Annotated in this window: 17 protein-coding genes; 5 read left to right on the plus strand and 12 right to left on the minus strand. The window is 42.5% G+C overall.

Annotated elements, in window-relative coordinates:
* Positions 1 to 9: 9 nt before the first annotated feature.
* Positions 10 to 537 (plus strand): REP-associated tyrosine transposase, encoded by a 528-nt coding sequence (locus BLS28_RS21320; protein ID WP_091172143.1) that lies wholly within the window; start codon positions 10 to 12, stop codon positions 535 to 537.
* Between the two features lie 163 nt (positions 538 to 700).
* On the opposite strand, the gene folP is transcribed toward BLS28_RS21320, so the two are convergent.
* Positions 701 to 1555 carry a dihydropteroate synthase gene (gene folP, locus BLS28_RS21325; RefSeq protein WP_091172145.1) on the minus strand — a complete coding sequence of 285 codons (855 nt, stop codon included), beginning with the start codon at positions 1553 to 1555 and terminating at the stop codon, positions 701 to 703.
* A gap of 177 nt (positions 1556 to 1732) precedes the next feature.
* Here folP and BLS28_RS21330 point away from each other — a divergent pair, with 177 nt between their 5' ends.
* The 4 genes from BLS28_RS21330 to BLS28_RS21345 are packed head-to-tail and all read left to right on the plus strand — an operon-like array spanning position 1733 to position 4976.
* On the plus strand, positions 1733 to 2224 hold the full coding sequence (locus BLS28_RS21330; protein ID WP_090534301.1) for a DUF1599 domain-containing protein: 492 nt from the start codon (positions 1733 to 1735) through the stop codon (positions 2222 to 2224).
* A 5-nt stretch (positions 2225 to 2229) separates the two neighbouring features.
* Positions 2230 to 3393, plus strand: coding sequence for a BT_3928 family protein (locus BLS28_RS21335; protein ID WP_091172146.1), 1164 nt, complete (start codon positions 2230 to 2232; stop codon positions 3391 to 3393).
* Between the two features lie 4 nt (positions 3394 to 3397).
* Positions 3398 to 4456, plus strand: coding sequence for an ABC transporter permease (locus BLS28_RS21340; protein ID WP_091172149.1), 1059 nt, complete (start codon positions 3398 to 3400; stop codon positions 4454 to 4456).
* A 10-nt stretch (positions 4457 to 4466) separates the two neighbouring features.
* On the plus strand, positions 4467 to 4976 hold the full coding sequence (locus BLS28_RS21345; RefSeq protein WP_091172152.1) for a shikimate kinase: 510 nt from the start codon (positions 4467 to 4469) through the stop codon (positions 4974 to 4976).
* Positions 4977 to 5260: 284 nt separating this feature from the next.
* Here BLS28_RS21345 and BLS28_RS21355 read toward each other — a convergent pair whose 3' ends face one another.
* The 11 genes from BLS28_RS21355 to kbl form a co-directional block, all read right to left on the minus strand.
* Positions 5261 to 5497 carry a hypothetical protein gene (locus BLS28_RS21355; protein WP_091172156.1) on the minus strand — a complete coding sequence of 79 codons (237 nt, stop codon included), beginning with the start codon at positions 5495 to 5497 and terminating at the stop codon, positions 5261 to 5263.
* Between the two features lie 30 nt (positions 5498 to 5527).
* The gene (locus BLS28_RS21360; RefSeq protein ID WP_091172302.1) at positions 5528 to 6040 is read right to left on the minus strand and encodes a phosphoribosyltransferase family protein; all 513 of its coding nucleotides are present in this window, start codon (positions 6038 to 6040) and stop codon (positions 5528 to 5530) included.
* 131 nt (positions 6041 to 6171) lie between these two features.
* Positions 6172 to 6567, minus strand: coding sequence for a hypothetical protein (locus BLS28_RS21365; RefSeq protein ID WP_091172158.1), 396 nt, complete (start codon positions 6565 to 6567; stop codon positions 6172 to 6174).
* Positions 6568 to 6691: 124 nt separating this feature from the next.
* A complete protein-coding gene (gene rlmD, locus BLS28_RS21370) occupies positions 6692 to 8101 on the minus strand; it encodes a 23S rRNA (uracil(1939)-C(5))-methyltransferase RlmD (RefSeq protein WP_091172160.1) in 1410 nt (469 codons plus the stop codon).
* A 334-nt stretch (positions 8102 to 8435) separates the two neighbouring features.
* A complete protein-coding gene (gene creD / locus BLS28_RS21375) occupies positions 8436 to 9770 on the minus strand; it encodes a cell envelope integrity protein CreD (protein ID WP_091172162.1) in 1335 nt (444 codons plus the stop codon).
* 350 nt (positions 9771 to 10120) lie between these two features.
* A complete protein-coding gene (locus BLS28_RS21380) occupies positions 10121 to 10702 on the minus strand; it encodes a TetR/AcrR family transcriptional regulator (protein WP_090534155.1) in 582 nt (193 codons plus the stop codon).
* Positions 10702 to 11115 carry a Rieske (2Fe-2S) protein gene (locus BLS28_RS21385; RefSeq protein WP_091172165.1) on the minus strand — a complete coding sequence of 138 codons (414 nt, stop codon included), beginning with the start codon at positions 11113 to 11115 and terminating at the stop codon, positions 10702 to 10704. Before BLS28_RS21385 ends, BLS28_RS21380 begins: the two co-directional genes overlap by 1 nt.
* Positions 11112 to 12146, minus strand: a complete 1035-nt coding sequence (gene pheS / locus BLS28_RS21390) for a phenylalanine--tRNA ligase subunit alpha (RefSeq protein WP_176844531.1) — start codon at positions 12144 to 12146, stop codon at positions 11112 to 11114. Before pheS ends, BLS28_RS21385 begins: the two co-directional genes overlap by 4 nt.
* Positions 12146 to 12562, minus strand: coding sequence for a type II toxin-antitoxin system VapC family toxin (locus BLS28_RS21395; protein WP_091172169.1), 417 nt, complete (start codon positions 12560 to 12562; stop codon positions 12146 to 12148). The genes pheS and BLS28_RS21395 overlap by 1 nt, the downstream gene beginning before the upstream one ends.
* The gene (locus BLS28_RS21400; RefSeq protein WP_091172171.1) at positions 12552 to 12833 is read right to left on the minus strand and encodes a DUF6364 family protein; all 282 of its coding nucleotides are present in this window, start codon (positions 12831 to 12833) and stop codon (positions 12552 to 12554) included. The genes BLS28_RS21395 and BLS28_RS21400 overlap by 11 nt, the downstream gene beginning before the upstream one ends.
* Positions 12834 to 12875: 42 nt before the next feature.
* Positions 12876 to 14066, minus strand: a complete 1191-nt coding sequence (gene kbl / locus BLS28_RS21405) for a glycine C-acetyltransferase (RefSeq protein WP_091172173.1) — start codon at positions 14064 to 14066, stop codon at positions 12876 to 12878.
* Between the last annotated feature and the right edge of the window lie 37 nt (positions 14067 to 14103).

Here is a 14103-nt window from a genome sequence, read left to right on the forward strand (position 1 = left end):
GCCTAAATCATGTCAGAATTCAGAAAAGCCAATACAGATCGCCCGTTTTTTGTAACCCTCACGGTAGTTGGCTGGATAGATGTTTTCACCCGGTCTGAATATTGCGAAGAGTTTTTAAATAACCTGGAATTTTGCAGAAAAAACAAGGGCTTAAAGGTGTATGCTTATTGTATAATGGTTAGCCATATTCATCTCATAGTTGAATCTGAGGAAGCAAAACTTCCGCAAATTATAAGAGACCTCAAAAGTTATACAGCTAAGCGTATTATAGCATTGATAACTGATAGCCATACGGAAAGCAGAAAAGAATGGCTGCATTATATGTTCAGATATTATGCAAATGCTACTCAGCAAAATAGTGAATATCAGTTTTGGCAAAAGACAACGCATCCTACCGAGCTGATAACAGTAAAAGTGTTTGATCAGAAGGCAGATTATATTCACAATAATCCTGTTGAAGCTATGATTGTGAACGATCCTGTAGCTTATGTGTATAGTAGCGCTAACCCTGATTCTGTGTTTAAGGTTGACGAGTAGCAGTTAATTGTTTGGGCTGCGGCGGCCGGGAGGCCGCGAAATAGTCGACACTCGGCAGGAGCCGAGCGTCAGCGTTAAGTTGATAAAAAATTAAAATAAAAAAGGCCGGCGCTCGGCTCTCGCCGAGTGCCAAACTATCAAGCGGCCTCCCGGCCGCCGAATTTTAACTTTTACAAGCCTCCCAAATCTTCACCGCCTCCACGGCCTCTTTCACATCATGTACCCTCAAAATATTGGTACCTTTCGTCAATGCAATAGTATTTAAAGCTGTAGTACCATTCAACGCCTCTTTCGCCGTATTCCCCAATAAACCGTAGATCATCCTTTTACGGGAGATACCAGTAAGCACAGGTAAACCCAACATATTAAACTCATTCATCCGGCTCATCAGTTCATAACTATGCTCCGCTTTTTTAGCAAAGCCGAAACCTGGGTCAAGGATCACATCATGTACCCCAAGGCGTTTTAATTCGCTGTATTTCGAGATAAAATAATCAAACACCTCACCAAATACATCGTCATATTCGGCCAGTTGGTTCATGGTTTGCGGAGTGCCTTTCATATGCATCAAGATATAAGGCACCTGCAGGCGGGCAACAGTAGCAAACATATCACCATCAAGCATGCCGCCTGATATATCATTGATAATATGTGCGCCGCCTTTTACAGCCGCTTCGGCAACCTTTGCCCGGAAGGTATCTATCGACATAATAGCCTCCGGGAATTGGGCAGCAATAGCTTCAACAACAGGCAATAACCTGTCCGTTTCTTCCTGAACCGAAATATCAACCGCTCCGGGGCGTGATGAATACGCGCCAATGTCTAAAAACGTTGCACCATCAGCGAGCATTTTTTGCGCCTGAAATAGGGCTTCATCAACGCCGGGTTTGCGGCTATCGGCAAAAAAGGAGTCGGGTGTGATATTGATAATGCCCATCACTTTTGGCGATGAAAGATCAATCAATCGGCCCCCGGCATTAAGTGTAACTTTTTTACGGAAAAATGTATTTTTAGTCACGGTTAGTTAAGTGTTGCAAAGTTATAATACGGCAAAGTTAACTAACTTTACAGGCGCAGGCTTCAAAACCTCCCAACATTTAAGCTTTACAACATTACAACAAACAAAACACATCATCTTTTGACTAATACAGCAGCAGAATACGAAGGCGTAATTAATATATGTAAAGGCCTTTTCATGAAAAAGACCCGCGACTACGGCACCGCATGGCGTATCCTCCGTCCGCAATCCATTACCGATCAGATTTTTATCAAGGCCCAGCGCATCCGCACTTTAGAAGAGAAGAAAATTTCAAAAGTGGGCGATGATATCACCGGCGAATACATCGGCATTGTTAACTATTGTGTGATAGCCATGATGCAGCTGGAATGCGGCCCCGAAATGTCGACCGAGCTTAACCCTGATCATGTGAGCCAGATGTTTGACGAGAAGGTGAATGAAACCAAAGAACTGATGTTTGCCAAAAATCATGATTACGGCGAAGCATGGCGCGATATGCGCATCAGTTCATTGACAGATCTGATACTGATGAAACTGCTCCGCGTAAAACAGATAGAAGATAATCAAGGCCTTACAGAAGCTTCAGAAGGTGTAAAAGCCAACTACCAGGATATGCTGAACTATGCCGTTTTCGCGCTGATCAAGCTTAATATACATCTGGGCAAATAAAGCTTATGAAAAATACATCATCAAATAGCGCTGTAATATGGATCCCACGCTTATTGGTGGGCTTGTTGTTTATATTTTCGGGAGCGATTAAAGCCAATGATCCGCTGGGCTTTTCGTATAAGCTGGTTGAGTATTTTGAGGTTTTTCATATAACTTTCCTCAATGGGCTTGCGCTTACGATGGCTATTGTGTTATGCGCGCTTGAAATGTTGCTGGGTTTCGCCTTGCTCATTGGTGCCCGCGCTGTTAAGGTTGCCTGGGGATTGTTATTACTGATCATCTTTTTTGGCTTTTTAACTTTTTACTCGGCCTTTTTTAAAGTGGTGCAAACCTGCGGCTGCTTTGGCGATGCTATTCCCTTAACACCATGGCAGTCCTTCAGTAAGGATATGGTTTTGCTGGCTTTGGTGCTGGTATTGTTTGTAAAGCGCAAAGAAATTAAGCCATTATTTAGCGCGAAGGTTGGCGATAAGTGGCTGATCTGCGCTGCCGTAGTTTCGGTTGGCTTCGGCGTATACACCTACAACTTTTCGCCGGTCATTGATTTTTTGCCATACAAAATAGGTGCTAACCTGCCCGATGAAATGAAGATTCCGCCTGGTGCACCTCTTGACGAGTTTGAACTTACCTATCACCTCAAAAACAAAAAGACTGGCGCTACCAGGGTGATGAACGATAAGGAATACCTTAAAAGTAATATCTGGAAGGACGCCAGTTGGGAAGTTGTTGGTGACCCGGAAAACCGCCTGGTAAAAAAGGGATATGAGCCTAAAATTCGTGACCTTGCTATCCAGGATGAACAGCGGAACGATTATACCAAAGAATTACTTTCGAGCCCTTTTTATAGCCTGTTCATTATAGCCTATGATTTGAGCGAAACAGATAAAGATGCGATCAATCGCTTAAACGCATTGGCCATTAATTTGACTGATAATTATAATATCCGTACCGTACTGCTCACCTCAAATTCCGCAGCCGATGCCAAAGCGTTTGCCAAAGAGCATAAACTGATCAGCGAAATCTTTTATGCAGACGGTGTTCCGCTGAAATCAATGGTGCGTTCCAATCCGGGCGTTTTGTTAATTAAGAATGGCACCGTTATTAATAAGTGGCATTATCATTCGGTGCCTAAATACGAAGACATAGTAAAGGAATACTTGCAGAAATAACAAAATGATCCCCTACCTGCTCCGCAAATTAATGTACGGGCTGGCAGTAATGCTGGGGGTAGTGTTTGTTGTTTTTTTCCTGTTCAATATTTTACCTGTAGACCCTGCCCGTATGACCCAGGGGCAGCGTGCCGACGTACAATCGCTTCAGGCCGTACGCAAAGAGTTTGGGCTGGATAAACCAGTCCCGGTGCAATTCGCCTATTATCTGAATGATCTTTCCCCATTAGGGATCCATCTTAATACGGCTGACGAGCAACAGCGCTACGGCTATGTAAAACTATTCCCGGTGAGCAAAAGCAAAGTGCTGGCGTTGAAATGGCCTTATTTAAGGCGTTCATACCAAACCCGTAAAGATGTAGCTTCATTATTGATGGAAGTAATCCCGAATACACTGGTGCTTGCCGCGGCTGCTATGATCTTCGCTATCATTATCGGTGTTTTTTTGGGCGTGGCAAGCGCGGTTAATAAAGATACCTGGATTGATAAACTGGCTATTAGTTTTTCAACACTGGGCATTTCTGCCCCTTCTTTTTTTGCCGGGATTATCATTGCCTGGATCTTTGGTTTTGTGCTAAGTAATTACACGCATTTAAATATGTCGGGCAGTTTATATAGCTATGATCCTTTTAAAGGGGAGGTGATTACGCTGAAAAATCTGGTACTGCCGGTAATTACTTTGGGTTTGCGCCCATTGGCTATTATTGTGCAGCTTACCCGTAATGCGATGCTTGATGTTTTGGGGCAGGATTACATCCGAACTGCCAAAGCGAAAGGATTAAGTAACCGGACGATTATTTACCGTCATGCACTTAAAAATGCCATGAACCCGGTAATTACCGCCATTGCCAACTGGTTTGCGTCGCTTTTGGCAGGTTCGTTTTTTGTGGAATACATTTTTGGTTATAACGGATTAGGTAAAGCTACTGTTGATGCTTTGGAAATGTCGGATTTTCCGGTGGTGATGGGCTCTATATTGTTTATCGCGTTTATATTTGTAGTGATCAGTATCCTGGTGGATGTTATCTATGTTTGGATTGACCCTCGGGTAAAATTAAGCTGAAGAAATTTTTATGAAATATTTTATTGTGGGCTTTATGGGGTGTGGCAAAACAACCTGGAGCCGCAAACTGGCCGCCAAATGGGGCTATGAATTTATTGATCTTGACCATGTGCTCGAAGCCAAAGCAGGCATGAGCATAGCCGAATATTTTTCCTCATTTGGTGAAGATGCATTCCGTAAGCTGGAATCGCAGGTATTGAAAGAAACTGAATATGCCGAAAATACGGTGGTATCAACCGGTGGAGGATTGCCCTGTTTTTTTGATAACATGGATTGGATGAATGCCAACGGTAAAACCCTCTACATAAAACTATCTCCCAAAACCTTGGCCGACAGGCTGGAGAACAGCAAAACAATACGTCCGGTATTGCAAGGGAAAAAAGGTGATGAACTGATTGAATTTATAACAGGCAAACTGGCCGAACGCGAAGGCTTTTATCTGCAGGCAACAAATATTGTTGAAGGGATTGATATGTCGGTTGAGAAGCTGGAAGAGGCGTTGGGGGTTACGGCCACTTAGAAGTACTAATCCTATTATCCAATATTGCCACAATAGAAATTTTGTACTTGCTTGTGGTATAGAAAACAGAGAGCTGTTTACTTAAAACAGCTCTGTGCACCTTTTTATTAATTGAACTTTTAGGATATAATTCTGGAAAAGTTAGAATTACGCTTTCAAAAATCTCAAGGAGATGAAAAAATTTGTCAACTTCCCGTTGAGTGAATTTATATAATAGGTAATTTTTGATGGCCTCTGCATCTGATATTGAGCGATTCGTATAGTTGATACGGACTAACTGGTCTTTACCCATTTTTTAATCTATTCCAAAACTCTGCGGAGGAAATAGTTCTTCCCTGTTCAGCATCATCAACACCTTCATTTATATGCGTTCTTTGTGCCTCAGACAAATTTTCCCACCAATCCCCCTCAGATTTTGAACTCCTTATACTATCCAAAAAGGCAAGCAGATTTGAGTCAGAAAGCTGCTCAATCCATGCAATCAGGTTTGATTTGGTTTGTTTTATTTCAGCTATTGACATGTTTTTAGATTATAAACAAATTTAATAATCTTACCTCAAATAAACCGCATCCTCTTCGCCATCTTCTTCATCAAGCACTACATCAACATGTTCTTTAATAACGGTTGAAAGGGCCACACCGGCAAAATCCGTAGTGATAGGGAAGCTTTTATGATTACGGTCAACCAATACCGCGGTACGAAGTTTCTTGAGCGGAACATCTAAAAACACACCAAAGCCATAAGCAAGGGTTTTACCGCTGTTTAGTACATCATCAACCAGTATCACTACTTTATTGCTGCATTCCTCAACCTCAAAATCAATATTAGCGCTCAGGCTGCTGCTTTGTTTTTCGAGCTCGATGGTGATGATACGGCTTTTGAAAGGCGCAATACCGTCAAGTATGGTTTTCAGGCGTTCGGCAATGTGGTTACCGCGTGGCAGAATACCGGCTATCAGTATTTCATTCTCGTCAAAATTATCCTCCAGTATCTGGTAGGCCATCCTGTCGAGCTTTTGCTGGATCTGTTGCTTATTTAGTATGAGAAGCTTTTTTTCAGGCATTTTTATCAGCATTATTTATTGCTCTTTTTAAAGGAGCTTTTATGCGGAAGCAGGATTTAACTAAAATAGTCCATTCCATATTGCGTCTTCGGGAGAAGGGGCCGCACGTCTCAAATTTATATAAATAAAACTTACTTAGCGTAAGGGAAAAACACAAAGTTTGCGCCTTCGGGAACCACTACAAATACGCACATAAATTGGTACGGATCTTTGTAGCTGTTAATAAAGCGTTCTTTCAGTACAGGCTTTATAACGTCTCGTTCTACAAATTCTTCCAATGTAGAAGCATGAATGCTCCATTCCGAGTTTAAATCATGACGATCAAGGATTAATTCGCCTAAACTAAGTTCGTGCTGATGAGCTATAAAAATAGGGTAGGAAGAAAGACCTTCGTTCATGATCTCCTCAGATACCTCTTTAATTGACTCGTTAAAATATTTTAGGTCGCGCTCCAAACTTATCAGTGGACTATCGGCCGCCGGTTTGTTGCGTTCATTTCCTTCGTTAAGCAGTTCTTCAGGGTTCATGACCGTTGATTTTTTTGATTACGCTGATTACGCTGATTTCGTTGATTTTTTTAGGGGATTACACCGGTTTTTTGATTAAGATTCAATTATCCGCAAGCCGATAACTATGAACCTCAACCATGAACTATATGCTTCTCAAAACAAGCAACACCACGTTCTCTACGTGCTGGGTATGCGGAAACATATCTACCGGCTGAATTTTAACCGTATCATATTTTTCTTTTAGCACCAGCAAGTCACGGGCCTGGGTGGCGGCATTGCAGCTTACATAAACAATTTTAGGGGCTTCAATTTCCATTAAGCGGGCTACTACATCAGGGTGCATGCCTGCACGTGGTGGGTCGGTAATGATCACATCCGGTTTGCCATGCTCAGCTACGAAATCGGCCACCAATACATCTTTCATATCACCCGCATAAAACTTGGTGTTGGTGATATTGTTAATGGCCGAATTTACCTTAGCATCTTCAATAGCAGTTGGTACATACTCAACACCAACAACTTCACGCACGTGACCGGCAACAAAGTTGGCAATGGTGCCGGCGCCCGTGTAAAGGTCATAAACCAGTTCATCGCCTTTAAAACCCGCAAAATCGCGGGTTATTTCATACAGACGGAGTGCCTGTACAGAGTTGGTCTGGTAAAATGACTTAGGCCCTATACGGAACTTGATGCCATTCATTTCCTCGTGGATATATTCGGGGCCTTTAAAGGCTACAACATCCTGGTCAAAAATAGTATCGTTCTTTTTCTGATTTACGATATATAACAATGAAGTTATTTCCGGGAAACGAGCGTCAATATGGCTCATCAGGTTATCGATCTCGCTTTGTTCCGCGTAAGCGAAAACCACAATAACCATGATCTCACCGGTTGATGAGGTGCGTACAACCAAATTGCGGAGCATACCGCTGTGATTACGCAGATCGTAATACGTATAACCCTGTTGAATGGTAAAATCACGGATCTCGTTACGCAGACTGTTGGAGGGCTCGGCCTGCAGATAGCAATGGTTTACATCTAATATTTTATCAAATCTGCCTGGAATGTGGAAACCGAGGGCATTCATATTCAGTGTGCCATCTTCTTTGTTTTCGCCGTCGTAAAGCCAGCGTTTGTTGGAGAATGTAAATTCAAGTTTGTTGCGGTAATACCTGTCGGCAGGAGATGGGACGATAGGCATTATGCCATCAACGTTGATCTTGGCCAGGCGACTTAAAGCATCGCCAACCGATTTTTGTTTGAATTTAAGCTGAGCCTCATAGGTCATGTGCTGCCATTTGCAGCCACCACAGGTGCCAAAGTGCTCACAGAAAGGAGTAGTGCGGTATTCAGAAGCTTGTTTTAATTCGGTGATCTTGCCTTCGCCGAAGTTTTTCTTACTCCGGTACACTTGTACATCGGCAATGTCGCCGGGTACGGCTTTATCTACGAAAAGAACAAAATCATCTGCCTTGCCTACACCTTTGCCTTCTTCGGCAATATCAATGATCTGTACGTTTTCAAAAAACTTTGGTTTGTTAGCTTTACTCATCAGGCTGCAAAGTTAACCCTATTTATTTAATCCTGAAAATGGGAGGAGAGGGACAAAAGAAAGCCGGTCGCCTTTAAAAGACGTTACGATCTTAAGCAGGATTTCTAAGCAAATAAACTTAGCAGATAGTTAACCATATTATCGTCAACGGTAATATCTTCTATCTCAAATTGCTCATCAATCAGGTCTGAAAGTTCTGTTAGTTCGCGGCTCATAAAATAAAAAATTACTATGCTAACATAGTAATTTTTAAACTAAAAACCAAATCGGTATAGGGTTTAATTTATAATCAACAAAGATTTCATAAATCTTTGTTGATTGGTATATGCAATGCTTAATTTTTATCCCAGTTTATCTTGCGCGAAAAGTACATCAACACCGCTATAATGATAAACAGCGCGATACTACCAACCATTAAGGCAAGATCTTCCAGTTGAATGATCACAAAGATGAAGGCATAAAAGACAGCCAAAATAAAGGCGAACAGTAACGCCGCCTTGCCGTTTTTGAGCAGGGATGATATAAATACGGATATAAGTGCTATGGTTGACACAGAAGCAATTAGATAAGCCATGTTGTAGCCAACCTGCTCTGAAAACGATAATAGCAACGTATAATAAATAACCATAGCCGCACCAATCAGTATGTAATTGAACATATGTATCGGTTGCTTGCGGATAACCTCGGTTAAAAACAAGGAGATAAAGGTGAGCAGGATAATGAATATCGCATACTTACTGGTACGCATGGTTTTCTGATACTGGTCAACCGGGAGACGGAGTTTTACCCCAAAGGTGGCATCTTTAAGTTTTTTGTCGTTATCCAACGTTTTTTCCTGACCGGTCCACTGTTGTGGGAATGGCCGGTTATAATACATCATACGCCAGCTGGCGCTAAAGCCGCTGGTATCAACTTTAGCGTCATCGGGGAGGAAATTGCCATCAAAGCTCGGGCTGCTCCAGTTGCTATTTACCCGCACATCGGTAGTTTTACCCATTTGTAAAAAGCTCAATCCTTCACTGCCTTTCAAATCAAGCGTGAAATCAAATGGAATTTCGTTATTGTTTATTGCTGAAAGATCAACACCGGCTTGCAAACCATTGCCAAATACGGATTCAAATGACGGTTCGGCGCCAAGTATGGGTTGAGTTGTTTTTATAACCGGGTTGCTTTTCAAACCTTTCAGGTCGCTCACACTAAATTCAAATCTTGCTTTGTTTAAAAGGAGCTGGTTTATATTTATACCGAGTGAGGAGAGATCAAGCCTGGCAAAATTACCGCTTACTTTTACCTGCGTATTGTATACCGCCACGTCAAAAATGCCCCGGTGCCTAAGCTGTGTTGTAAGGCCTGCCTTAATGTGAAGGTTGTCGGGCAAAATGTACAGGTTTTCTATAGGCGCCTGCTTAGCGGTGTCGGGCATATTTATTCCTTTTTTATAAGGGATAACCAATATTGGACCTTTAATGATCTGACTGGCCGACCAGCTATCTGATACCTCTTTGGCCGTTTCACCCTGTCTGGCTGCACGTTCGGTTACCAGGTTTTGGACGAAGGCTGATGGAATTAAGAGTAAAAGCGCCAATAGCCCGATAAAGATCAATTTAAATGTTGCCGACTCCCTGAGCCAGCCCAATGTTGTTTGTTTTGGTGATTGTTCCTCTATCATGATTGTTTAGATATAAAGTACTTTGTATTTCAAAGTGTATAATTAAAAAGAAGGGGCTCGTTGTTAAACCCAAGACAAATATAGCGTAAAGTACTTTGTATTTCAAAGTAAAAAATAGAAATTTTTACTCAAATAGTCAAAAACTGTTTAAAGGCCGGTCAGATAGCTATCAAATAAATTCATTGCCGTTGACTTTAGTCGACGGAATTATTGCGAAAGACAGAAGGCTTTAGCCGAAATACACCTTGGATTTGGGCTGAAGCCCGGCTATTTACTCCTTTAATCCGTTGACTTTAGTCAACGGCAATAAGTAGGTCGTTCTTTAGGTAGTTTTTAATTGAAAGGTATTCTTAAACCGAAACCGCAGCCTTAACCAGATAAGGTAGGATCTCTTTCTGAAAAGAAACAAAATTCTTGCGCACGTCCGAATCACTTACCGAAGTAAAGGCAAAGCTAAACACGATGCTTTTGCTGCACTTGATCAGGAAGCGTAAGCGCTGCTGATAAGTTTCGTGCTTGCGGATACCTGGCAATTGGATAAACGATGCCATAAGCAATTCTTCCAGCTCATTAGAGAGATTTTTTAAAAAATCCTGCGAATTGGTTGACTCGCGGATAAAGTCCCAGCCAATAAACTCGTTACAAACGGTGTAGGAGAGGCGGCAGGTTTTCATGATGAGGTTGTTGAGATAAACCTCTTCATCAATATCATTCCAATTGCTTTGTACCAGGTCGTCAACACTGGCTTTGATGTAGTCCATCAGCAGTACGTGCAATACGGCCTCTTTGCTATCGAAGTATTTATAGATGGTTGCCTTGGCAATTTTTGCCTTTTTGGCAATCTCGTTAACACTGGTTTTATGGTACCCGAATTTGCGGAAAAGTTCCTGTGCCGCCCGCTTAATACTATCTTTTATTTTGTCGGCTTCCATTAATTAGTTACTTGAATTTCAAACTGGGTAACAGCTACCCTATAGGTTCTTAATGCCTTTGTTGCCGGGGCTTTTACCGGAGTGCCATCTTCCAGGCTAAACTTTGAACCGCTGCAGGGATCGGTTACCGTAAAGCCTGTATTGTCAATTGTTACGGCGCATTTTTTTTCGGGCTGATAGCTGCTACACCGGTCGTAGGCCGCATAAGTGCCGTTCACTTTACGGTAAATGATCAATCCGGACACACCATAACCATTAATGGCCACCGCGCCGCCCGCAACGTTAAGGGGGCTCAATGCCGGTGTGCCCAACGCGGCCTGGAAATTAACAGGTACGCTCGGTACATTATCGGTTGCTTTTCCGCACGAAAAGCAACCGATAACTACCAATAATATTATAGTGAGTTTCCTCATAAAATTTCAGTTTGGAACTGTTTAAGGAAACGTACGTCGTTTTCTGAAAACAGGCGCAGGTCGCGGATCACGTATTTTAGGTTGGCAATACGCTCCATACCCATACCAAAGGCAAAACCTGTATATTTTTTACTGTCGATACCGCAGTTTTCCAAAACGTTAGGATCAACCATGCCGCAGCCTAAAATCTCTACCCAACCGCTGTGTTTACACATGTTACAACCGGCACCACCGCAAATGGTACACGAAATATCCATTTCGGCAGATGGCTCGGTGAACGGGAAGTATGACGGACGGAAGCGTACCCTTGTACCTTCGCCATAAAGCTCCTGTACAAAGTGATAAAGCGTTTGTTTCAGATCAGAGAAAGATACATTCTCATCAACATACAAACCTTCAACCTGGTGGAAAAAGCAATGTGCACGAGCTGAAATTGCCTCGTTACGGTAAACCCTGCCCGGCATAATTGCACGGAACGGTGGTTTGCCGGCTTCCATCATCCGTACCTGTACCGATGAGGTGTGGGTACGCAGCGCAATATCATCTTTACCGTTATTCTTTTTAATAAAGAAGGTATCCTGCATGTCACGTGCCGGGTGCTCTTCCGGGAAGTTCAGGGCCGAGAAGTTATGCCAGTCGTCTTCAATTTCAGGGCCTTCGGCAACAACGAAACCTAAGCGCTTAAAGATATCGATGATCTCGTTACGCACCAATGATAACGGATGGCGTGAGCCAACAGTAAAGCCATCGCCGGGTAAAGTAAGATCGATTTCGGATTTCGAATTTTGGACGTCGGATGTTAAATTTTCCTTCAGTTCGTTATACTTAGCCTCGGCCAGTTGTTTAAACTCGTTAAGTACCTTGCCGAAAGTGCGTTTTTCTTCCGGACTAACGCTTTTAAACTGCTCAAAAAGGTCTTTAATAATACCCTTGGTGCCTAAAAATTTAATACGGAACGCCTCCAGTTCATCAGCATTAGCTGGCGAAAAAGCATTGATCTCGGCGGTATATTGGTCTATCTGAGCTTGCATTATAATGTGTTTAAAAATTGTTCGGCCGTTAAAACCGGTATGGTTGAGTTTTTATAGTCTTTTATATTTCGGGTGATGATGGCGTCGCAATTATGTTTTTGGGCAATGTGAAATTGGATGGCATCTTCAAAATCTGTGATATCACTTAATATTGCTGTTTCTATTGCATCGAATTCGAAAGGCAACACTTTTGCAGAATTAAACAGATTCTTTAAATTCTCCTTGGCTTTCAATATCCCAACCTGTTTCCTCAACACGTAAACTATGTTTGCTATTACCAATGAGGAGGTTCGCAATTCGATGTTTCTTTTTATGCACTCAATTAGCAGTATCTGAGTGTGGAAGAAAAAGGGATCCCTTTTTAAAAACATGTCCAGTAAAACATCGCTATCCAGAAAGGGGCGTTTATATGCCATATTTCTCTTTGAAATATTCGTGTTTCATATCATCGTAGCTCATATCCGGATTAGGATCCTTCACTATACCTGTAAGTTGTTTGATCCATTCAGGTATTTCCACATTTTTATACTTCTCTTTTATCGGATCGTCCTTTTTTTCCTGCTCTGCTATGCCATCAAGAAACTCCTGCACCAGTTTGGATACACTGGTGTGTTGCCGTTTTGCATACTCCTTAACAAGAGACAGCGAATCGGCCTTGACACTCAAAGTTAACTTTGTACTTTCCATAAAAAGGAATTATATCTACAAATATAAAAAAAACTAAGCGTGTTATTTAAGCACTCCCAGTTCCTTCCCCACCTTAGTAAACGCTGCGATAGCTTTATCAAGGTGGTGCATATCATGCGCTGCCGAGATCTGTACCCTGATCCTTGCTTTACCCTGCGGTACAACCGGATAGTAAAAGCCTATTACATAAATACCTTCGTCAAGCATTTTGGCTGCAAATTCCTGGGCCAGCTTGGCATCATATAACATAACCGGGACTATCGGATGCACGCCGGGTTTAATGTCAAAACCAGCTTCGGTCATTTTTTGACGGAAGTATTGCGTATTGCTTTCCAGTTTGTCGCGAAGCTCTGTGGTTTCGCTTAACATATCCAGTACCGCAATTGAAGCACCGGTAATTGCTGGTGCCAAAGTATTTGAGAACAAATACGGGCGCGAGCGCTGGCGTAGCATATCAATAATTTCTTTACGACCAGATGTAAAACCACCCGATGCGCCACCCAAAGCTTTACCTAATGTACCGGTGATGATATCAATCCTGCCCATCACATTATGATGTTCATGCGTACCACGACCATTCTTGCCCATAAAACCTGAGCAATGGCTCTCATCTATCATTACCAGCGCGTTGTATTTATCGGCCAGGTCGCAGATTTTATCTAACTGGGCAATGGTGCCGTCCATGCTGAAAGCACCGTCGGTTACGATAATGCGGTGGCGTAACTCCTGTGTAGCTTTTAATTTTTCTTCCAGGTCGGCCATATCATCGTGCTTGTAACGGTAGCGTTGGGCCTTGCAAAGGCGCACGCCGTCAATGATCGAAGCATGGTTCAGTTCGTCAGATATAATAGCGTCCTGATCGTTAAATAAAGGTTCAAACACGCCGCCGTTGGCATCAAAAGCCGCAGCGTAAAGTATGGTATCTTCAGTGCCCAAAAATTCAGCTATCTTTTTTTCAAGCTCTTTGTGTATGTCCTGTGTACCACATATAAACCGTACAGACGATAAACCGTAACCATGCGTATCCATGGCATCTTTGGCGGCCTGTACTACTTTGGCATTACCCGATAGGCCGAGGTAGTTATTGGCGCAAAAGTTAATTACTTCGGCACCGCCCTGAACAGTAATATCGGCGCCCTGGGGCGAAGTAATGATCCGTTCCTTTTTGTATAACCCGGCGTTTTCAATTTCGGTTAACTCCTGTTGTAAAACCGGCTTTAGTGTGTTGTACATAGCATGCGTGTTTTAAAGAGGGCAAAATTAAGCATTC

This window comes from Mucilaginibacter gossypii, assembly GCF_900100945.1.
GTDB classification, from domain to species: Bacteria; Bacteroidota; Bacteroidia; order Sphingobacteriales; family Sphingobacteriaceae; genus Mucilaginibacter; species Mucilaginibacter gossypii.